This is a genomic window from Aeromicrobium piscarium, assembly GCF_007421815.1.
GTDB lineage: Bacteria > Actinomycetota > Actinomycetes > Propionibacteriales > Nocardioidaceae > Aeromicrobium > Aeromicrobium piscarium.
On record NZ_VLNT01000022.1, the window covers coordinates 12,684 to 32,024 of the forward strand.

A 19,341-nucleotide genomic window follows, 5' to 3' on the forward strand; every position below is an offset into this window, starting at 1 on the left:
TGTGATACATCGACAGCGACGCTTCATCAGCGTCACCAGTGAGCCTAGGCGGGCGTGATTACTCCACCATCACTGGTTTGTTTCATCGATGTTACAAAGATCGAGGCTCAGTCGCCGATCGCGAAACGGGCGGCAGGGGAGCGAACGGTAGGCTCGCGACGTGCCGAACGAGCCCTCACCCGACCTATACGACGCGTCGCCCGGCCGCCGACTCCTCGCCCTCGTCATCGACTGGACCCTCGCGATGGCCTTCGCCTGGGCCGCCTTCGGCACCGGCTTCCCGCCCCAGACGCCGGGGGAGAGCTTCATCGTCCAGGGCGTCTTCGTCGTCATCACCGGCCTGACCATCGGCTTCCTCGGAGTCTCCCTCGGCAAACGGCTCGTGCGCCTCGCCGTCGTCGACGTCAACGGCCGCCCGATCGGCTGGTGGCGCGGGCTCGTGCGCACCGCCCTGCTCAGCCTCGTCATCCCCGCGATCATCCAGCGCGACGGACGAGGACTCCACGACCTCGCCGTCGGCAGCAAGGTCGTCCGCGTCGGCAAGTGATCTCGCCACCGTAGGTGATTTCGATACGCGACGCGCTCGCTTCGCTCGCCGTCGCTACTCAATCACCGAGTCGGTTACCGGGCGGACGTGCTGTGATCTTCGGCTACTCAATCACCGAGGGGGCTACTCAGCCGCGCATCATCTTGCGGGCGCCCTTCATGCTCGTGGGCATCGGGCCGCGCGGCATGGGGGCGGCCGGGCGCATCGAGTCCAGCGCCTTGACCTTGTAGAGCACCTCGGTCTGCTGCGCCGCCTTGATCTTCTTGGGCAGCTTGCGGACCTTCTTGACCAGCTTGGGCAGGGGTACCTCGCCCTCGCCGCGACCGACCATCAGCATCGTGATCGGCACGTCCTCACCGACGATCCGCGCGTGCTTCTTGGCCTCGCTCGTCAGCAGATTCTTGGTGCGCCCGGGGCTGCCCTCGCCCACGAGGATCACACCGGGACGGCCGATCACCCGGTGCACCACGTCTTGCTGCTTGTTGAAGCCGACGGCCTGCTTGACCGTCCACCCACGACGCAGCATCGTCAGCGCGGCGCCGCCGGCGCCCAGCTGGCCCTCGGCCTGCTGGTACATCGACTTCTCGGCGCGACGGCCGAAGACCGTGATCGTGGCCAGCGAGGCCACCGCGATCGACAGGAAGACCGTCAGGATGATGCTGAACCAACCGGTACCGACCAGCAGCGTGCTCAGCGTCGCGGTGATCGCCGCGGCCACGACCCAGATCGCCAGCAGGATCCACCCGAGGCGAGGATCGGTCTGCTTGGTATTGCGATAGGCCTGCCGCATCTGCGCGATGCGGCCCTGGGGCACGGCTGCGGGGTTGGACATACGGTCGATTCTACGTCAGCGGCACAGGCTCAGGCGCGGGCCTGGTCCCTCGCCTCGAGCGCCTGCTGGTACAGACGGCCGGCGCGGTACGACGAGCGGACCAACGGTCCGGACATGACCCCGGCGAAGCCGATCTCCGTGGCCTCATCGGACAGCTCCACGAACTCCTCGGGCTTGACCCACCGCTCGACCGGATGGTGCCGCGCCGACGGACGCAGGTACTGCGTGATCGTGATGAGATCGCAGCCCGCGGCATGCAGATCCCGCAGCGCCTCCGAGACCTCCTCACGGGTCTCACCCATGCCGAGGATCAGGTTCGACTTGGTCACCAGGCCGAAGTCGCGGGCCTGCGTAATGACATCGAGCGAACGCTCGTAGCGGAAGGCCGGGCGGATGCGCTTGAAGATGCGTGGCACCGTCTCGACATTGTGCGCCAGCACCTCGGGCCGCGACTCGAAGACCTCGGTCAGCAGCTCGGGGATGCCGTTGAAGTCCGGGATCAGGTTCTCGACACCCGTATCCGGGTTGAGCTCGTGGATCTGCCGCACCGTCTCCGCGTACAGCCAGGCGCCGCCATCGGGCAGGTCGTCGCGCGCGACACCGGTGATGGTCGAGTAGCGCAGCTGCATCTTCTGCACGCTCTCGGCCACTCGGCGCGGCTCGTCGCGGTCGAGGGCCGAGGGCTTGCCGGTGTCGATCTGGCAGAAGTCGCAGCGCCGCGTGCACTGTTCACCGCCGATGAGGAAGGTGGCCTCGCGGTCCTCCCAGCACTCGAAGATATTGGGGCAGCCGGCCTCCTGGCAGACCGTGTGCAGACCCTCGCCCTTCACGAGGTTCATGAGCTCGTTGTACTCCGGGCCCATCTTCGCGCGGGTCTTGATCCACGGCGGCTTCTTCTCGATGGGAGTCTCCGCATTGCGGACTTCGAGGCGCAGCATCTTGCGACCGTCGGGTGCGATAGTCATCTCTTCCAGCCTACCTGGGTGTCGGGGGTTGGACGGTTCCGATCGCGAGGCTCGGGTGGTCCACGCGATCGATGTCGGGGGAGGGATCGTAGGGCTTCCACGTCAGCAGCTCGGCGAGGTGGTGGGCCACGGTCGGTGCCGCCTCCAGCACGGTCACATCGCGGCCGAGTTCTGCGCTCAGGGTGGTGACGCCGGCATCGGCGATGCCGCAAGGGATGAAGCGGTCGTACCAGCCGAGGTCGACATCGCAGTTCAGGCTGAACCCGTGCATCGTGACGCCGCGCGAGACGCGGATGCCGATGGCGGCGATCTTGCGCTCACCGCGTCCGGGGGCCTCCGGCAGCCACACACCGGACCGGCCCTGCACCCGTCCGGTGGCGAGGCCGAACTCCGCGAGAGACCGGATCAGGGCTTCTTCGACGCGCCGCACATAGTCGACCACCAGCACATGCGAGGGCAGCTTGGTGATCGGATACCCGACGAGCTGGCCCCGACCGTGGAAGGTGATCTTGCCACCGCGGTCGACATCGACCACCGGCGTGCCGTCCTGCGGACGCTCGAACTGCTCCGTGCGCTTGCCCGCCGTGTAGACCGGCGGATGCTCCAGGAACAGCGTGGTGTCCTCGATCTGATCGGCCACGCGCTGCGCGTGCAGTTGACGCTGCAGCTCCCAGGCATCAAGATATTCGATCGCCTGCTCGCCATACCACGAGTCGAGGATCCGAAGACTCACACGACCAGCCTACGCTCCCCACCCGACGAGGTTGTGGACAGCGCCCGACCCGTGAGTAGCTTTCACGGCACGATCGGCTCATGGACGATCTTCTGGCCGCGATCCTGGTGCTGTTACCCCGCTCGGGGGCGGGCGATCCCTGCCGAGTGCTCGACGGACTCGACCTCCACCGTGCGGTCGCTTACGCGCGCCTCGACCCGGACGGAGTCACCGCGCAGTACGCCGAGCGGGCGCAGACCGATGACATCGCGACGGCCGAGGACTATCGCCGACGTGGCGTGCGCATCGAGGGTGGGCGCGTCGAGCGGCAATCCTGCGAGGAGGCCGACGGGCGCCTCCGCGTCAGCGAACGGCTCGGCCCGGCTGTCGCGGTGCTGCCGGACGGAGAGCGGCAGGCGTTGCCGCGGGAGCCGTGGCAGGAGCGCGAGGTGCGGCTGGTGGTCGAGCACGGCCGCTGGCGCATCGCCTCCGTGCGGGACCCGGTGGTTGAGTAGCGAAGTGCGCTCTGCGCGCGGAGCGTATCGAAACCACCACACGGTGACGTGGTTTCGATACGGCCCTCGTTCCTCCCCCGCAAGCGGGAGGTGCCCCCAGGGCCTACTCAACCACCGACTGGCCGGCCTGCTCAGGCGAGGGCGGCGTGGAGGATGTCGTCGATCGAGGTGTGCTCGAACGCGTAACCGGCCTGGAGCAGGGTCTCCGGCTCCAGACGCAGCGAGCCGAGCAGATCCTCGGCGAGCCCGCCGAGGGCCGCTTTGACCGCGAATGCGGGAGCGACGAACGGCGCCGGACGATTCAGCGCGCGACCGAGCGCCTTGGTGAACTCGGCATTGGTCGGCGGCGACGGAGCCGCCAGGTTCACCGGGCCGCTCACGTCGTTCTCGGCGAGGAAGTGCACCGCCTCGACCCAGTCGCGACGACTGATGCAGGAGAAGAACTGTTCACCGGAGCCGAGCCGCGCGCCCAGGCCGAGCGAGAACGGCACCTTCATCAGCTTGAGCGCCCCGCCGGCATCGTCCAGCACGATCGAGGTGCGCAGGAACGCCACCCGGGCACCGGCATCGCGTGCGGGCGCCGCGGCCGCCTCCCACGCCTGCGAGACCTCCGCGAGGAAGCCTTCACCGGTCGAGCCCGAACCCTCGGGCAGCACGGTCTCGCCGCGATCGACGCCGTACCAGGACATGCCCGATCCGGACAGGAAGGCCGGGGGAGTGGACGCGGCCGCGATGGCCCGCGCGAGGGTGTCGGTGGCGCTGACCCGCGAGTTGAGGATCTCCACCTCGCGCCCCTTGGTGCGAGGCCACTGCGAGATCGGCGCACCGGAGAGGTTCACCACCACATCGGCATCGCCGATGAGGGCGGTGTCGACCTCGCCGTTCGCGGGATCCCAACGGGAAGCATCTGCGGAGGTGTCCTCACCGCGGACGAGGCGGTTCACGTCGTGGCCCGCCTCGCGCAGAGAAGACACCAGAGGGGCACCGAGAAAACCCGATGCCCCTCCGACGACGATACGCATACGCGTCAGCCTAGTTCGCCTTCGAACGCCGCGCTCTCCAGGCGCTGCTTGACGGCCGTCAGGAAGCGGCCGGCGTCAGCGCCGTCGATGATGCGGTGGTCGTAGGTCAGCGCCAGGTACGCCATGCTGCGGACCGCGATGCTGTCGTTGCCGTGCTCATCGGTCATGACCACCGGACGACGGACGATCGAGCCGACACCGAGGATCGCCGACTGCGGCTGGTTGATGATCGGCGTGTCGAACAGCGCACCGTTGCTGCCGAGATTGGTCAGCGAGAAGGTGCCGCCGCTGAGCTCATCGGGAGCGATCTTGTTGGTGCGGGTGCGATCGGCGACATCGGCGATCTTGCGGGCCAGACCCGCGATCGACAGATCGCCGGCGTCCTTGATCACCGGCACGATCAGGCCGCGCTCGGTGTCGACCGCGACACCCAGGTGCTCGCCCGCCGGGTAGGTGATCGTGCCGCCCTCGAGATCGAGCGAGGCGTTGATCTGCGGGTACTGCTTGAGCGCCTCGACCGCCGCCTTGGCGAAGAACGGCAGGAAGGTCAGCTTGACGCCTTCACGCTCACCGAACGCGTTCTTGTGCTGGTTGCGCAGCCGCACGACCTCGGTGACGTCGACCTCGTGCACCTGCGTGAGCTGCGCGGAGACCTCCAGTGACTCGGTGAGGCGCTTGGCGATGGTCTTGCGCAGTCGCGAGACCTTCTCGGTCTTGCCGCGCAGGGCCGAGACCTCGGTGCTCGGGGCCGGTGCGCTGCTCGACGGAGCCGAGGACGCGGCGGCCGGCTCGGGCTGCTCGGCCTTCTTGGCCGCATCGAGCACGTCCTGCTTGCGGATGCGTCCGCCGACGCCGCTGCCGGTCAGCGACGTCAGATCGACGCCGTGCTGCTTGGCGAGCTTGCGCACGATCGGGGTCACATAGCCCTCGTCGCCCGACGACGAGCTGGAGGACTCCTCGGCCTTGGGCTGCTCCTGGGCCGGCTTCGGCTCCTCGGCCTCGGGCTTCGCCTCGAGCTCGGGCTCGGCCTGCGGCTTGGCCTCGGGCTCCGGGTTCTCCTCCGGCTGCTCCTCGGGCTCCTCGTCAGGCTCCGGCTCGTCGGCGGGCTCGGAGGACTCGCTCTCCTCCGACGACTCGGCCGGGACGGCGTCGCCCGAGCCGATGACGGCGAGCTCGGCGCCGACCTCGACCGTCTCGTCCTCGTCGACCTTGATCTCCAGCAGCGTGCCGGCGATGGGGGACGGGATCTCGGTATCGACCTTGTCGGTGGAGATCTCCAGCAGAGGCTCGTCGACCTCGACGGTGTCGCCGACCTGCTTGAGCCACTGGGTGACGGTGCCTTCGGTGACGCTCTCACCGAGCGCGGGCAGCGTCACGGCCTCGCCGCCGGAACCACCGGCGGGCTTGCTCTCGGCCTGCGGGGCCGGAGCGGACTCGTCGGGCTCGGCGGCCGGCTCCTCGGCCGCTTCCTCAGCAGGCTCCTCAGCCTCGGGCTCGTCCTCGGTGGGCTCCTCCTCGGCCTCGCTCGACGTGGAGTCATCGCTGCCGGACTCACCGGCGGACTCACCCTCCTCGCCGATGACGGCGAGCACCTCGCCGACCTCGACGGTGTCGTCCTCGTCGAACTTGATCTCGAGCAGCACGCCCGCGACGGGCGAGGGGATCTCGGTGTCGACCTTGTCGGTGGAGATCTCCAGCAGGGGCTCGTCGACCTCGACGGTGTCGCCGACCTGCTTGAGCCACTGGGTGACGGTGCCTTCGGTGACGCTCTCACCGAGGGCGGGAAGGGTGACGTTCTCTGCCATGGGTTCCTCTGTCCGATTCAGGCGTGTGAGTGCAGCGGCTTGCCGGCGAGGGCCAGTGCGGCCTCGCCGAGGGATTCGTTCTGGGTGGGATGGGCGTGGATCAACGGAGCGACGTCATCGGGATAGGCCTCCCAGTTGACCAGGAGAGACGCTTCGCCGACCTGCTCGCCCATCCGGGCACCGATCATGTGGACGCCGACGATGGGCCCGTCGGCTTGGCGTACGAGCTTGACGAGACCCGCGGTCTGCAGGATCTGGCTCTTGCCATTGCCGCCGAGGTTGTACTCGACGGTCTCGACCTCGCCGTACTGCTCGCGCGCCTGCTGCTCGGTCAGGCCGACCGAGGCCAGCTCGGGCTCGCAGTAGGTGACACGCGGGATGCCGGAGTCGACGACGGGGGCGGGGTTCAAGCCGGCGATGTCCTCGGCGACGAAGATGCCGTGGGCGAAGCCACGGTGCGCGAGCTGCAGGCCCGGTACGAGGTCACCGACGGCGTAGACGCCGTCGAGATTCGTGTGCAGGCGCTCGTCGGTGGGAACCCAGCCGCGCTCCAGCGAGAGACCCGCGTCCTCGAAGCCCATCCCGTCCGATTTGGGGCCGCGGCCGACGGCCACCAGCACCAGGTCGGCATCGAGCTGCGTGCCGTCCTCGAGGCTGACGCGCGCGGACGTGTCGTCCTGTTCGACGCCGGTGAACTTGACCCCGGTGCGGAAGGCGATCTTGCGCTTGCGGAAGGCGCGCTCGAGGCCCTTGCCGAGCACAGGATCCTCGAGCGGGACGAGCCGGTCGAGGGCCTCGACGATCGTGACCTCGGCCCCGAGCGAGTTCCACACGGAGGCGAACTCGACGCCGATGACGCTGCCGCCGATCACCACGACACGCTGAGGGACCTCGTCGAGGGTCAGCGCCTGCTCGCTGGTGACGACCCGGCCGCCGATCTCGACGCCGAGGGTACGGGGGACCGAGCCGGTGGCGAGGACGACGTTGCGACCGGTGTGGCGGACGCCGTCGACCTCGACGGTGTGAGCGTCGACGAGGCGCCCCTCGCCCTCGATGACCTTGATCGCGTCGGCGGAGCCGATGAGCCCGGTGAGGCCCTTGTAGAGACGGTCGACCACGCCCTGGCGGTACCGGTTGACCGCGGGCATGTCGACGCCGTCGAAGCTGGCCTGGATGCCGACATCGGCGGCATGGCGGGCGGTCTCGGCGACTTCGGCGGCGTGCAGGAGCGCCTTGGTGGGGATGCAGCCCTCGTGCAGGCAGGTGCCGCCGAGCTTCTTCTTCTCCACCAGGGCGACGGTCAGACCGAGCTGTGCGGCGCGCAGCGCGCACGCATAGCCTCCGCTGCCCGCTCCGAGAACGACGATGTCGAACTCGCTGCCGGGTTCGGCGTCGGCCACAGCTTCCCTCCCGTCGGATGTCTGGCGTCCATCTTGTCACTTCGGGCACCCCTGCGCCCAGTGGGGTCGCCGACGCGTCGGTAACTTCCGTCTGGTCGCCATCGGGCACACTAGGGCCGTGGGTTGGTTCTCCAAACGCAAGCGCACCGACGGCGGTGCTGTGGTCTCCGATCGTGACGCGACGCGCGCCGATCTCGCGGCTTTACGTGAATTCGTGGAGTCGCGACGCGGGGTCGAGGCCTTCGTCGAGCCGGCCACCTCGGTCACGCAGACCACGGTGCTGCTGGTCGCCAGCGACGGTGAGTGGACGCGCAAGCGCATCGCCTCGCCCAAGGTGGCCTCCGACTTCGCTCGCAAGCAGGGCATCCCCCTCTACGACGCGAACCGGGTCGGCTACCCGCAGCGCATGCGGGACTACAACCAGCGGTCCTCCGCGAAGCGCGCGACGACCCCGTCTCCGCAGCGCGCCTCGCTGAGTCCGGACCGGTTCAAAGCGCTGATGGTGCTGGAGTCGATCGCCGGCGCCGAGCCGCTCGGCAAGGAACCGGCCCCCGAGGAGATCGAGCGGGTCTGGAAGCGGGCGCGGAACGCCGCGCATCCCGATCGCCGTGGTGGCGACCGCACCCAGTGGGACAAGGTCGAAGAGGCCGCCCGCACCCTCGGCCTGCACTGAGCCCATTCCGGGCTTGCCCGACGGAAGATGTGACTCCGTGGTTGCCATGACAACCACGGAAGCACATCCTTCGTCCGAAGGTGCACGAAGGATGTGATTCTGCGGTAGCTATAGCGACCGCAGAATCACATGTCTAGTTCATGAGGTGGCAGCTCGATACCGGACGGCGGCGGAGACACTGCCTCGTCCGTTGCCCAGGTGTGTCCGACATCGATCCTGACGCTAGAGACCAGCTTGGTCGACGCCGTAGGTGGCCTCTTCTGGCGAGAAGCCATCAAACTGCAGTTGCTCGATGAGACCGACACGGGAGAAAGAGGTGAAGTCGAGGTACTCTTGCGCGGACTTGGCAGCTTGCTCGTTCCAGTCGGGCTGAAGATGGTCCACGGCGAAGGTCGCGTCCTCGGTCGTGTAGCCCTCGAATTCGAGCTGAGTGATGAGTCCCGAACGCGAGAATGCGGTGAACCTGAGGTAATCCTCCGCCGAACTCACTGCATTCCTCTGGCCGGCGGTCATCGACTCTTCAGGCTCCGCTTCCGCTTCCGGTTCGGGTTCCGGCTCCTCGGCGACGACGGTCTCGGCATCTGCGGTTTCGGTGGCAGCAGGCGTGCTCGATGCGGCAGGCGAATCGGCATCGCCCTCTCCGCCGCTCAACGCGGCACCGAAGATGATCAGCGCAACGAGCGCACCGGGGATCACGATGCGCTTCTTCTTGAACCACGGCCGCTCAGGCTCGGGGGCGTTACCTGCCATTGCGGGCTGAGTCTGAGCAGGGTCGATCCACCGCTCACCGTCCCAGTACCAATTCTGGCCTGACCCGTCAGGGGCCGGATAGTAACCAGCATTCGGCTTCTGATCGCTCATATGCGGAATCTTACTGGCCAGTAATGCTGTCTGTCTCACGTTTCCCGAGACTGATCGGCCGCTCATTTCAGCCGTGCTGGTCGGGCGTGTGTATGACGGAGCGCGCCGCTCTCGTTTTCCGTGAAGCCGACGAGTCGGCGCGTGCGGGTCCTTCACTACTTCGGTGAGTCACTTCCGCTGAAGCCCTCGTCAAGGGCACTTCTCCGGGAAGTTGTGACCGGCGGGATCATCCCCGCTCGCGCGGGGAGCACTGCGCGGGCACTCGGTGCTTCTCGCCGGTCGACGGATCATCCCCGCTTGCGGAGAGCGCACTTGCTGACCTGCGCAAACGCACGGTGTCTGGTGGTTTCGGCATCACTTTTCTACCACGCACGGACTCCGCGTGGGGTGGGTGTGGATGAAGTCGGAAAGTGTCGGGGCACTCCTCTAGAGTGGGAACCGTATCGAACACCAGTTCGATGCAGGCGCCGCCTCCACCGGTGACCTGCTGTGATGTCTCAGGAGATCGGTGACAGTTCTGCCTCAGGACATGGGTGACACTCGATGTCTCAGGACTTCGGTGACGGTCCGGGGTTCTTGGTGCGTGGGCCGCGAGGTCTGCCGTTGCCGACGTAGCGGGTTCCGGGTGCTGGTCGGGTGTGCTCGACGAGGACCTCGCCGTGGGTGTCGCAGACGATGATCCGGTCGCCGTCGGTGATGACCAGGACGTGCTCGAAGGGTCGGTGCGAATCGATCATGTAGGTGACTTTGTCCAGACCGATCGTGCCGGCCGTGGAGAGTCGCCGGACGCGGGTGTCGGCTGGGAGGTGGTCAGGGATGGCCGGTTTGACTGGCTGCTTCCTGACGGGCCGCTCGAGTCGTGGCCGTGAGGGTCGCGGGCGGGGCGCCTCGACCGCAGGGGTCGCGTTCCAGGCGGTCTGCGGGGTCACGCGGCCAGGGAGCCCTTGGTGGGGGCGCTCGGTGTTGTAGATGTGGTCGAATGCGTCGACCTGCGTCTGGAGCTCCTCCAGGGTGCTAGCGAGGGGCTGCTTGTCGAGGAAACGGAACAGGGTCTGGTGGAACCGTTCGTTCTTGCCCTGGGTGGTCGGCTTGTAGGGCTTGCCGGTGATCGCCTCGACACCGAGCGCACCGATGTGGTCGACGAGCTGGCCCACGATCCCGCGCCGCGACGGGTTCAGAGCCGTCCCGTTGTCACTGAGGAGCCGCTGCGGAACCCCGTGGGCGGCGACGGCCTTGTCGAAGACCGCGATCGCCGCTGTCGCGGTCTCGCCCCAGGCGACATGGGAGGCGACCGCGTAGCGGGAGTGGTCGTCGATGAGCTGGAAGACCACGCACTTGCGCCCGCCGGTCAGGACGTATTCGGTCGCGTCGAGCTGCCAGCACGCGTTCGGGGCCGGGTAGACGAACCGGCGCCAGGCCGAGCGGGGCCTCTTCCTCGGCTCCAGGCGAGCAACACCCGCTTCGCGGAAGATCCGCGCCAATGACGCGATCGAGGGCACGACCGGCAGCCCCATCGACTTCATCTTGTCGTGGACGCTGATCGGCCCGCAGTCCAGACCCGAGGCCTCCAGCGATGCCCGAACCTGGACCGCCTGCGCCTTGACCTCATCGGTCAACCGGGCAGGGCTCGATCGCGGGCGTCTGGACCTGGGCTCGAGGACCGCGGCCGGCCCCTCTGCCAGCGCCCTCCTGAGAGATAACACCACCGGTGACCTGCTCGGCAGGGACCTGGGCAACGACCGCACCGCCGAGAACCGGCTCCTCGCCGCAGCCAAGGATGTCCCGGAAGAATCGCTCACCGACCAAGCACTCTCAGCCGGGGACCTGACACTGGCTCAGGCCCGGATCATCTCTGACGGGCTCAAGAACTTCCCCACCGAGACCACGCCTGAGCAGCGAACGGTTGCGGAGCGGACACTGATCGACGACTCGGGAATCTTGACGCCGAAGGACCTGCGGGCGGGGGCGGATCGGGTCGCCGACCAATGGGCTACCAAGAAGGACGTGGATCGGCACGAATCCTCATTGTTGGTCGAGCGGGAACAGCGCTCCTGGGACTCCACGCGCCTGAGCATGTGGGGGAATGGTGACGGCACCACCAGTGGCCGGTTCATGATCCCCGACGCCCAAGCTGCGATGTTGAAGACGGTGTTGGATGCGTATGCGTCGCCACGTCGTGCGTCGACGCTTGGGCGTGAACGTACCGACGACTACACCACCCGCGTCGGTCAGGGGTTCTGTGAACTCATCGAGCGGGTTCCGACTGATCGGTTGCCGAACCACGGCGGGAACAACGTCCTCGTCACCGTGAATATGAACCTCGAAGATTTGGAACAGCCGATCGAGGACGCGGCGCCAGGAATCATCACCACCGACGGAACCCGGATGAGTCCCGGCGAAGTCAGACGCCTGGCCTGCGATGCCAGATTGCTCCCACAGGTGTTCGGTGGGGAATCTGTTCCCCTCGATCTTGGCCGCGAGGAACGTCTCTTCGCCCGATATCAACGCATCGCGATCGCCAACAGAGACGGCGGCTGCGCCGCACCAGACTGCGACAGACCACCAGGATGGTGCGAGGCCCATCACGGCGATCTCGCCTAGGCCGAGGGCGGCACCACCAACCTCAAAGACGCCATCAGTGTCTGCGCCGAGCATCACCGACAAATCCACAACGGCTATCTCGAATGCCGTATCAACCCACACGACGGCATCCCCGAATTCCGCAAACCCGGCACCCGACAATGGAAACGCAACCACCGATGGCGACCGGGAGGATCGACCTAATGCCAGCCGGTGGGATCGAGATCGCCCGGATAGATGTGTCCGGGGTCGTAGGGCTCGCGGGTGAACACGAAAGTGGCCAGATCGAGCGCGCCATCCTCACGCACCACGAGGTGTTCTCCGGCGTAATAGCTGTCCAGCCCGATCCATCGGTCTCGGTCGCCGTCGGGGGTGAACCGCGAACTACGCCCACCGTTCGGCGCGTGCAGGATGAAGCCCTCACCGCCGGTCGGCTCGATCGTGAACGGTGCCGGACCCCAGTACCACGTGCCCGCGAGCGCAGCGACGCGCTCACTCGGCGCCGCGACCTCAGCGGAAGCGGGCGTGGCCAGCTCCTCGCGAGCCATCGTCAGCAGATCGTCGCCGACCGAGCCGAGACCCGAAGTCGTGTTGGTGAGCACCACGACACCGACCCCGGTCGCCGGCTCGACCTTCAGCGACGCCAGGAATCCCGGCATCGAGCCGCCATGTCCGACATACCGACGTGGCCCGTCGTGCCAGACCTGCCAGCCGAGCCCCTGAGCCGACGCCCACTCCAACTCCCAACGGTCATTGACCGCCAGCGGCACCCGCATGAGCTCCATCGTGGAACGGCTCACCAGCCCCTCACCGTCCCCCGCAGCGAACACCGCCCACCGGGCGAGATCCTCGATGCTGGCCCACAACTGGCCGGCCGGGGCCATCGCCCCAGCATCGAACTCCGGCTCCGCGTGTCGCAGACTCTCGCTCGGATGAACCGCGATCCCCGCGGCGCATTCACCCGTCGGCCGCAGCGTCGTGCGTGCCATGCCCAGCGGCACCAGCAGTCCATCGCGAACCACCTCGAACCACGGACGACCGTGTGCCACCTCCAGGATCCGCCCGAGCAACGCATACCCCGCGTTCGAATAATGGAAGCGGGTCCCCGGGATCAGCACGAGACGCAGGTCGCTGTCACGGAGCTCCGCCCAGTCCGTACCCGGCGCACGCTCCCACCACGGTCCGTTCGTCTCGGACTGCAGCCCGGAGGTGTGCGTGAGTAGCTGAGCGATCGTGACATCGGCGAAGGACTGCCCGTCCACATCGTCGAGCACCTCACGGACCCGCTGATCGATCCGCAGCCGACCCTTCTCGTGCAGCCGCAGGATCTCCACCGCGACGAAGGTCTTGGTGATCGAGCCGATGCGGTACTGCGTATCAGGCGTGACAGCGTCGGTCCCGTCCGAGCCGTCGAGCGTCCCCGCGGTGCCGCACCAGGCGACCTGCCCGCCAGCGACCACGGCGGCCGCCACCGAGGGCAGCCGCCGTTCCTCCAGCTCGCGGACGAGCCGGTCGTCGTACGCGCTCACGTAAGCTGAGTCGCCACCTGCACGAGCGTGCGCACGCCCACCCCGGTGCCACCCCACGGGATGTAGTCGTCGGCGCCGCCCTCGTTGAACGCCGGACCGGCGATGTCCAGATGCGCCCACGGGATGTCCGCGGTGAACTCACGCAGGAAGGCCGCCGCGAACAGCGTCCCACCGTGCGGCTTGGTGCCGATCTGGCGCAGATCGGCGATCTTGGAGGACTTGAGCGAGGAGGTGACCTCCTCGGTGATGGGCAGGCGCCACATCGCCTCGCCGGCCTCCTGCGAGGCGGCGAAGACGCGCTCCTCGAAGTACTCGTCATTGCCGAGGATCGCCGCCGTCTTGGCGCCGAGCGCGGTCATCGCCGCACCTGTGAGCGTCGCGACATCGACGATGTGATCGGGCTGCTGCTCCGCCGCGATCGCGAGACCGTCACCGAGCACCATGCGGCCCTCGGCATCGGTGTTGAGCACCTCCACCGTGCTGCCGCTGCGCATCGTGATGACATCGCCCGGCCGGGTGGCCGAGCCGCTCGGCATGTTCTCGGCCAGACAGGCGTAACCGGTCACCTTGACCGGCAACCCGAGCGTCGCGATCGCGTTGACCGCCGCCACGATCGCCGCCGCCCCGCCCATGTCCATCTTCATCGTCTGCATGCTCGCGCCGGGCTTGATCGACAGACCGCCGGAGTCGAAGGTGATGCCCTTGCCGACGAGCGCCAGGTGCGCCTTCGCCTTGGAGGGGGAGTAGGAGAGCGTCACCAGACGCGGCGGAGCCTCCGAGCCACGGCCCACCGAGAGGATTCCACCACACTTCTCCTTGGTGAGACGCTTCTCGTCCCACACCGTCACCGAGACACCCTTCGCGGCCGACGACTCGATCGCGGCGGCGAAGTCCGGCGGACGCAGATCCCCCGGAGGCGTGTTGACCCAGTCGCGCGCCTGACAGACCGCCTCGGCGATGGCCACGCCACGGTCGACGGCCTTCTTCAGCTCGCGCTTCTTGGCATCGGAGGCGACCAGGGTGACCTCATCGAGACACGGCTTCTCGTCCGCCTTCTGACGGGCCTTCTCACCCTTGTAGTCGTCGAAGCGATACGCCGTCAGCAGCGCACCCTCGGCCAGCGCGGCGACCTGGTCATCGGTGAGATCACCGAAGTCGACGACGATGTGGCGTGCCGCCGGCGCGGCCCGCAGGCCCTTGGCGACGGCGCGGCGCAGGTCCTCCAGCGACGGCTCGTCGTCGATCGCGACGAAGACCGTGACGGGCGCCTTGATCCCTGCCGGACTCGGCACGACCAGGGTCTGCCCCGCCTCCTGGCGGAAGCCCAGGGCGGTGAACGGGACCAGGTCCTCGTCGAGGGGGTCCGAAGCGCGGATCGCGCGGAGCACGACATCGCTCGACGGGGCAGTGGGGCGCAGTGATACCGAGACCATGGCGCCACTGTATCCACGGGTAGGTTGATCGCATGGACCTGCTGCACTCGCCGCTGCACGATCGCCACGTCGCCCTCGGCGCCAAGTTCGCCGAGTTCGGCGGATGGGACATGCCGGTGGAGTACTCCGGTGGTGGAGTACTGGCCGAGCATGCCGCCGTGCGCGAGAGCGTCGGACTGTTCGATGTCAGCCACCTGGGCAAGGCGGTCGTCCGGGGAGCCGGAGCCGCCGACTACGTCAACCGCTGCTTCACCAACGATCTTGCCAAGATCGGCGTGGGGCAGGCGCAATACACGCTGTGCTGCGCCGATGACGGCGGCACCGTCGACGACCTCATCGCCTACCTGCGCAGCGACTTCGAGGTCTTCCTCATGCCCAACGCGGCCAACACGGCCGAGGTGGTCCAGCGTCTGCGGGACGAGGCCCCCGAGGGCATCGAGGTGGCCGACCTGCACCGCCGCTACGCCGTGCTCGCCCTGCAGGGCCCCGCCAGCGCCGACGTGCTCCAGGCCCTCGACGTTCCGGCCGATCACCCGTACATGTCCTTCGTCACCGGCACGATCGCCGGCCGAGAGCTGACGGTGTGCCGCACCGGCTATACCGGCGAGCGCGGGTACGAGCTCGTCGTGGATTCTGAGGACGCCGCCGATGTGTGGGACGCGGTGCTCGCCGCAGGCGAGCCGCAGGGGATCCGGCCGTGCGGTCTCGGCGCCCGGGACACGCTGCGCACCGAGATGGGCTACCCGCTGCACGGCCACGAGCTCTCCCCGGAGATCACCCCGGTCATGGCGCGCGCCGGATGGGCCGTCGGCTGGGACAAGCCCGAGTTTTGGGGCAAGGAGGCCCTGGAGCGTCAACGCGCGGAGAAGACCGTGAGCCTCATCCGCGGTCTCAAGGCCGAAGGGCGCGCCATTCCCCGTCCGGGCATGCGCGTGTCCTCGACGACGGGGGAGCCGGTGGGCGAGGTGACCTCGGGGACCTTCAGCCCCACGCTGCGCGAGGGGATCGCCTTGGCGCTGCTCGACCGCTCGATCGCGGTGGGCGACACGGTGTCCGTCGACGTGCGGGGCCGCGCGCAATCGTTCACGGTGGTGACGCCACCGTTCGTGACCACCCAGGTGAAGGAGAGCTGACGATGAACTGGCGCTGGACCTACGAGAACGCCGACGGCGGAGAGCTCGGCACCTCGCACGACTTCCCGTCGCGCAGCGATGCCGAGACGTTCATCGGCATGGAGTTCGAGGAGCTGCTCGGTCGCGGTATCGATCAGGTGCGCCTGTTCGAGGGCGATACCGAGGTCTACGGCCCGATGAGCCTGCACGCGGACTGAGCCGCGCCGTGGGGAGGCGGTCGCGAGGGCGGTGAGTGGTCAACCACCGGGTGCGTCGTCATCGCGGCTGGGAGGCCAGCCGGCGGTTGATAGCTCACCGCTTTCTGTCCCTGCACGACATCGGTGAGTCGGCAACCTCGTGATGCGAGCGGTGATTGACCACTCACCGCTTCGTGCAGATGCGTGATCGCGGTGCAGTGTCAACCAGGCAGACGACCGCCGCCTGCGCGTCGGCGGTTGATAGCTCACCGCTCCTTGACTCACCGCCCGAGATAGGCCCCGGGGAGGCCGGGGTCAGTAGCGGTCGGCGAGCGGCTGACCGCGCTCGATGACCGGACGCGGACGCCGTGTACGACGCAGCTGCGTGCTGCGCAGGACCGCATAGGTCGTGGCGCCCTTCGCCTGACCCGGCTCGAAGCGCTTCTTCAGCTCGCGCTTGAGCCCCATGACGAGCCAGATCTCGTCGAGCACCGTCGACAGGATCGTGATCGTCCACAGGAAGAAGACGACGGTGACCGCCGTGGGGTTCTGGATGAAGCTCAGCACCAGGATCACCACGAGGATCGGCAGCATGTACTCGGCCACCGAGCGGCGACGGTCGACATAGTCGCGCACGAGCGCGCGCACCGGCCCGCGGTCACGCGCCGGCAGGTAGGCCTCGTCGCCGCGGCCGTCGAGGGCCGCGATCTGCTTCTCGCGCGTCTTCGAGCGGCGCTCGCGCTCCCGGCGCATCTGCTCGCGGCGGGTCAGGGGACGCTTCATGACCTGCTTGCGGGCAGCCTCGGCCTCTTTACGGGAACGGGTCGGCCGGCCCTTGCCTGGCTGCGGTGCGTCGTCGGTCACGCGCGAAACCTTACCGGGCCGCGGCAAGACGCCCGACAGCGCCGGTGAGCGGTGACACCCGGTCTTGGGCCGCACGCCCTAGGCTTGGCCCATGGCAGGGGACGGCATCACCGCACGGATCGGCCGCTGGTGGCGGTCGCGTGCGGCCACGCGAGACGTCGAGGATCCGGAGCGGTTGCGCGGCAAGCTCGACGAGACCTATCGTGACCAGCTCGCGATGCTCACCACCGTGCGCCGAGGCGTCGCCGATGTCCGTACCAGCCGCCGTCGTGTCGAGGTGCAGATGGCGCGGCAGCGCGAGCAGGTCGAGTCCTTCGACGCGCAGGCTCGCGAGGCGGTGAACCGCGGCGACGATGACGCGGCCCGCGACGCGCTCGGACGCAAGGTCATGCTCGAGAAGGCCCTCGACGAGCTGACCGAGCGCCACCGCTCCCTCGCCGGCGAGGAGGAGTCGCTCGAACGCGCCGCCGAGAAGGTCGAGCGCCAGATCGAGGACTTCCGGATGCGCAAGGACACGCTCACCGCGCGGTACTCCGCGGCCAGCGCCCGGTCCGAGATCAACGACGCCACCACCGGCATCGCCTCGGCCACCAGCCAGATCGGCCAGGCGATGGACGAGGCCGAACGTCACACCCGTGAGCTGGAAGCCACTGCCGATGCCGTCGACGAGCTCGCCAGCGAAGGCGTGATCGCCCGAGCCGGCGAGGACCCCGACGAGGCGTTGCGCCGGCAGATCGACGCCGCGCTCGCCGAGACCCAGATCGAGGAAAGCAAGGGAGACGATGGCCCGAACCAGATTTCGTCGTGATCGGGGACTGTCCTGGCGGATGGGCAGCGTGGGCCTCGGCCTCGGCGCGCTCTACGTCGCCTTCGGCGTCGTCCTCATCTACTTCTCCGGTTCAGCGATCCTCGGCCTCGTCATCGTCCTGGGGATGGCGTGGGGCCAGTGGTTCTTCTCGGACTCGCTGGCGCTGAAGTCGATGGGGGCCAAGGTCGTCTCCCCGCAGCAGGCACCGGAGCTGCACGCCATGATCGACCGGCTCGTCGCCCTCGCCGACATGCCCAAGCCGCGGGTCGCCATCGCGCAGACCGACGTGCCGAATGCCTTCGCCACGGGGCGCACGCCCAACCACTCGGCCGTGTGCGTGACCACGGGCATCCTCAACCGCCTGGACGCCGACGAGCTCGAAGGCGTCCTGGCGCACGAGCTGGCGCACGTGGCCAATCGCGATGTCTCAGTCATGACCGTCGCCTCGTCCCTCGGCCTGCTGGCCGGCTTCATGACGCGCTGGGGCATGTTCTTCGGCGGCGGAGGACGCAATCGCAACAGCGGACCGGCGTTCCTGGTGGTCTTCCTGGTCAGCATGATCGTCTACTTCGTCAGCTTCCTGCTCACGCGCGCCCTGTCGCGGTACCGGGAGCTGAGCGCGGACCGGTCGGGCGCCTATCTCACCGGCCGCCCGTCGAAGCTGGCCTCGGCGCTCACCAAGATCTCCGGCGACATGGCCCGCATCCCCACCAAGGACCTGCGCGAGGTCGAGAGCATGAACGCCTTCTTCATCGCGCCGGCGCTCAACCGGCAGTCGATCGAGGCGGTCATGTCGACCCACCCGCCGCTGGACCGGCGGCTCGCGCAGCTCGCCCAGATCAGCGCCGACCTTTCCGAACGAGGCTGAGATGGGCTTTCTCGACGCGCTCTTCGGCCGCACGACACCGCCCAAGGCCGATCTGGAGGTGCTCTTCTCCGTGCCGCAGGCGGCGCTCTCGCTGGAGGTGCAGGGTTTCAGCTTCACCGGCGGGGGAGCGGTCTGCTATCGCGACACTGAGGGTGCCGCGGACGATGCCGTCATCGCCGAGGTCAAGCAGGTCGTGGCCATCGACGGCGATGTCACCCTGGACAAGACCCAGGACGACTACGGCTTCACCTGGATCAGCATCGAGCGCGCCGACGGCGATGCCTCGGCCATCGCCGCGGACCTGCACGCCGTCAACTCCTCGCTCGCCGATCACGGCTTCGACACCGCTCTGCTGTGCTCGACCTTCGTCTTCGAGCACGACGGCCGTCCGGTGGGACTGGTCTACCTGTTCAAACGCGGCACGTTCTATCCCTTCGTGCCGGCGGGCGGCCAGCGCCGCGACAATGCGCTGGAGCTGCAGATGCGCGGGATCGTCGAGGGGGACGTGCCGATCGAGTCGGACCTGACCCGGTGGCTGGCGATCTGGGGCGCGCCGGGCTTGGCCTGAGACCCCGGTCACGCGGGAGCGGGTCGCGGCCACGATAGATTGTCCGTGTG

At 68.1% G+C, this 19,341-nt stretch carries 19 protein-coding genes and 1 pseudogene; 9 read left to right on the forward strand and 11 right to left on the reverse strand.

The features are described from left to right. The first annotated feature begins 160 nt into the window (after positions 1 to 160). Entirely contained in the window at positions 161 to 547 is a 387-nt protein-coding gene (locus FNM00_RS16690; RefSeq protein ID WP_143914676.1) for an RDD family protein, read from the forward strand. Positions 548 to 674: 127 nt separating this feature from the next. On the opposite strand, the gene FNM00_RS16695 is transcribed toward FNM00_RS16690, so the two are convergent. Genes FNM00_RS16695 through lipB form a run of 3 tightly spaced genes read right to left on the reverse strand, consistent with a single transcriptional unit; the run spans position 675 to position 3,077 of the window. Continuing rightward, positions 675 to 1,379 (reverse strand): DUF4191 domain-containing protein, encoded by a 705-nt coding sequence (locus FNM00_RS16695; protein WP_143914677.1) that lies wholly within the window; start codon positions 1,377 to 1,379, stop codon positions 675 to 677. A gap of 29 nt (positions 1,380 to 1,408) precedes the next feature. Further along, on the reverse strand, positions 1,409 to 2,344 hold the full coding sequence (gene lipA / locus FNM00_RS16700; protein WP_143914678.1) for a lipoyl synthase: 936 nt from the start codon (positions 2,342 to 2,344) through the stop codon (positions 1,409 to 1,411). Between the two features lie 10 nt (positions 2,345 to 2,354). Continuing rightward, positions 2,355 to 3,077 (reverse strand): lipoyl(octanoyl) transferase LipB, encoded by a 723-nt coding sequence (lipB, locus tag FNM00_RS16705; protein ID WP_143914679.1) that lies wholly within the window; start codon positions 3,075 to 3,077, stop codon positions 2,355 to 2,357. Between the two features lie 80 nt (positions 3,078 to 3,157). Between lipB and FNM00_RS16710 the strand changes: the two genes are divergently transcribed. Beyond that, the gene (locus tag FNM00_RS16710; protein WP_143914680.1) at positions 3,158 to 3,571 is read left to right on the forward strand and encodes a hypothetical protein; all 414 of its coding nucleotides are present in this window, start codon (positions 3,158 to 3,160) and stop codon (positions 3,569 to 3,571) included. A gap of 131 nt (positions 3,572 to 3,702) precedes the next feature. On the opposite strand, the gene FNM00_RS16715 is transcribed toward FNM00_RS16710, so the two are convergent. Genes FNM00_RS16715 through lpdA form a run of 3 tightly spaced genes read right to left on the reverse strand, consistent with a single transcriptional unit; the run spans position 3,703 to position 7,798 of the window. Continuing rightward, positions 3,703 to 4,593 carry a TIGR01777 family oxidoreductase gene (locus FNM00_RS16715; protein ID WP_143914681.1) on the reverse strand — a complete coding sequence of 297 codons (891 nt, stop codon included), beginning with the start codon at positions 4,591 to 4,593 and terminating at the stop codon, positions 3,703 to 3,705. A 5-nt stretch (positions 4,594 to 4,598) separates the two neighbouring features. Beyond that, complete coding sequence (gene sucB / locus FNM00_RS16720; RefSeq protein ID WP_143914682.1) at positions 4,599 to 6,398, reverse strand: 2-oxoglutarate dehydrogenase, E2 component, dihydrolipoamide succinyltransferase; 1,800 nt, start codon at positions 6,396 to 6,398, stop codon at positions 4,599 to 4,601. Between the two features lie 17 nt (positions 6,399 to 6,415). Continuing rightward, a complete protein-coding gene (lpdA, locus tag FNM00_RS16725) occupies positions 6,416 to 7,798 on the reverse strand; it encodes a dihydrolipoyl dehydrogenase (protein ID WP_143914683.1) in 1,383 nt (460 codons plus the stop codon). 118 nt (positions 7,799 to 7,916) lie between these two features. Between lpdA and FNM00_RS19085 the strand changes: the two genes are divergently transcribed. After that, entirely contained in the window at positions 7,917 to 8,471 is a 555-nt protein-coding gene (locus tag FNM00_RS19085) for a hypothetical protein (RefSeq protein WP_221933789.1), read from the forward strand. A gap of 222 nt (positions 8,472 to 8,693) precedes the next feature. Here FNM00_RS19085 and FNM00_RS16735 read toward each other — a convergent pair whose 3' ends face one another. Both FNM00_RS16735 and FNM00_RS16740 read right to left on the reverse strand, forming a co-directional pair. Further along, entirely contained in the window at positions 8,694 to 9,332 is a 639-nt protein-coding gene (locus FNM00_RS16735; RefSeq protein ID WP_221933790.1) for an Ltp family lipoprotein, read from the reverse strand. 887 nt (positions 9,333 to 10,219) lie between these two features. Beyond that, positions 10,220 to 11,023 (reverse strand): annotated as a pseudogene (locus FNM00_RS16740) (integrase core domain-containing protein); the annotation flags it as partial. On the opposite strand from FNM00_RS16740, the gene FNM00_RS19305 reads away from it, so the two are divergent. After that, positions 10,932 to 11,933: a DUF222 domain-containing protein gene (locus FNM00_RS19305; RefSeq protein WP_143914684.1), complete on the forward strand. Its 1,002-nt coding sequence runs from the start codon at positions 10,932 to 10,934 to the stop codon at positions 11,931 to 11,933. The pseudogene FNM00_RS16740 and the gene FNM00_RS19305 sit on opposite strands and share 92 nt — an antisense overlap. A 179-nt stretch (positions 11,934 to 12,112) precedes the next feature. Here the strand turns inward: FNM00_RS19305 and FNM00_RS16750 are convergent, their stop codons facing one another. Both FNM00_RS16750 and FNM00_RS16755 read right to left on the reverse strand, forming a co-directional pair. Beyond that, a complete protein-coding gene (locus FNM00_RS16750; RefSeq protein WP_143914685.1) occupies positions 12,113 to 13,441 on the reverse strand; it encodes a serine hydrolase domain-containing protein in 1,329 nt (442 codons plus the stop codon). Further along, the gene (locus FNM00_RS16755; protein WP_143914686.1) at positions 13,438 to 14,874 is read right to left on the reverse strand and encodes a leucyl aminopeptidase; all 1,437 of its coding nucleotides are present in this window, start codon (positions 14,872 to 14,874) and stop codon (positions 13,438 to 13,440) included. The genes FNM00_RS16750 and FNM00_RS16755 overlap by 4 nt, the downstream gene beginning before the upstream one ends. A gap of 32 nt (positions 14,875 to 14,906) precedes the next feature. Between FNM00_RS16755 and gcvT the strand changes: the two genes are divergently transcribed. Next, complete coding sequence (gene gcvT, locus FNM00_RS16760; protein WP_143914687.1) at positions 14,907 to 16,007, forward strand: glycine cleavage system aminomethyltransferase GcvT; 1,101 nt, start codon at positions 14,907 to 14,909, stop codon at positions 16,005 to 16,007. Positions 16,008 to 16,009: 2 nt separating this feature from the next. Next, positions 16,010 to 16,204 (forward strand): YegP family protein, encoded by a 195-nt coding sequence (locus FNM00_RS16765; RefSeq protein WP_143914688.1) that lies wholly within the window; start codon positions 16,010 to 16,012, stop codon positions 16,202 to 16,204. A gap of 294 nt (positions 16,205 to 16,498) precedes the next feature. On the opposite strand, the gene FNM00_RS16770 is transcribed toward FNM00_RS16765, so the two are convergent. Next, entirely contained in the window at positions 16,499 to 17,047 is a 549-nt protein-coding gene (locus tag FNM00_RS16770; protein WP_185973209.1) for a DUF3043 domain-containing protein, read from the reverse strand. Between the two features lie 91 nt (positions 17,048 to 17,138). Here FNM00_RS16770 and FNM00_RS16775 point away from each other — a divergent pair, with 91 nt between their 5' ends. The 3 genes from FNM00_RS16775 to pspAB are packed head-to-tail and all read left to right on the forward strand — an operon-like array spanning position 17,139 to position 19,291. Next, entirely contained in the window at positions 17,139 to 17,855 is a 717-nt protein-coding gene (locus tag FNM00_RS16775; RefSeq protein ID WP_143914690.1) for a PspA/IM30 family protein, read from the forward strand. 19 nt (positions 17,856 to 17,874) lie between these two features. Next, entirely contained in the window at positions 17,875 to 18,723 is an 849-nt protein-coding gene (htpX, locus tag FNM00_RS16780; RefSeq protein ID WP_240191026.1) for a zinc metalloprotease HtpX, read from the forward strand. A gap of 1 nt (position 18,724) precedes the next feature. Further along, the gene (pspAB, locus tag FNM00_RS16785) at positions 18,725 to 19,291 is read left to right on the forward strand and encodes a PspA-associated protein PspAB (protein WP_143914692.1); all 567 of its coding nucleotides are present in this window, start codon (positions 18,725 to 18,727) and stop codon (positions 19,289 to 19,291) included. Positions 19,292 to 19,341: the final 50 nt, after the last annotated feature.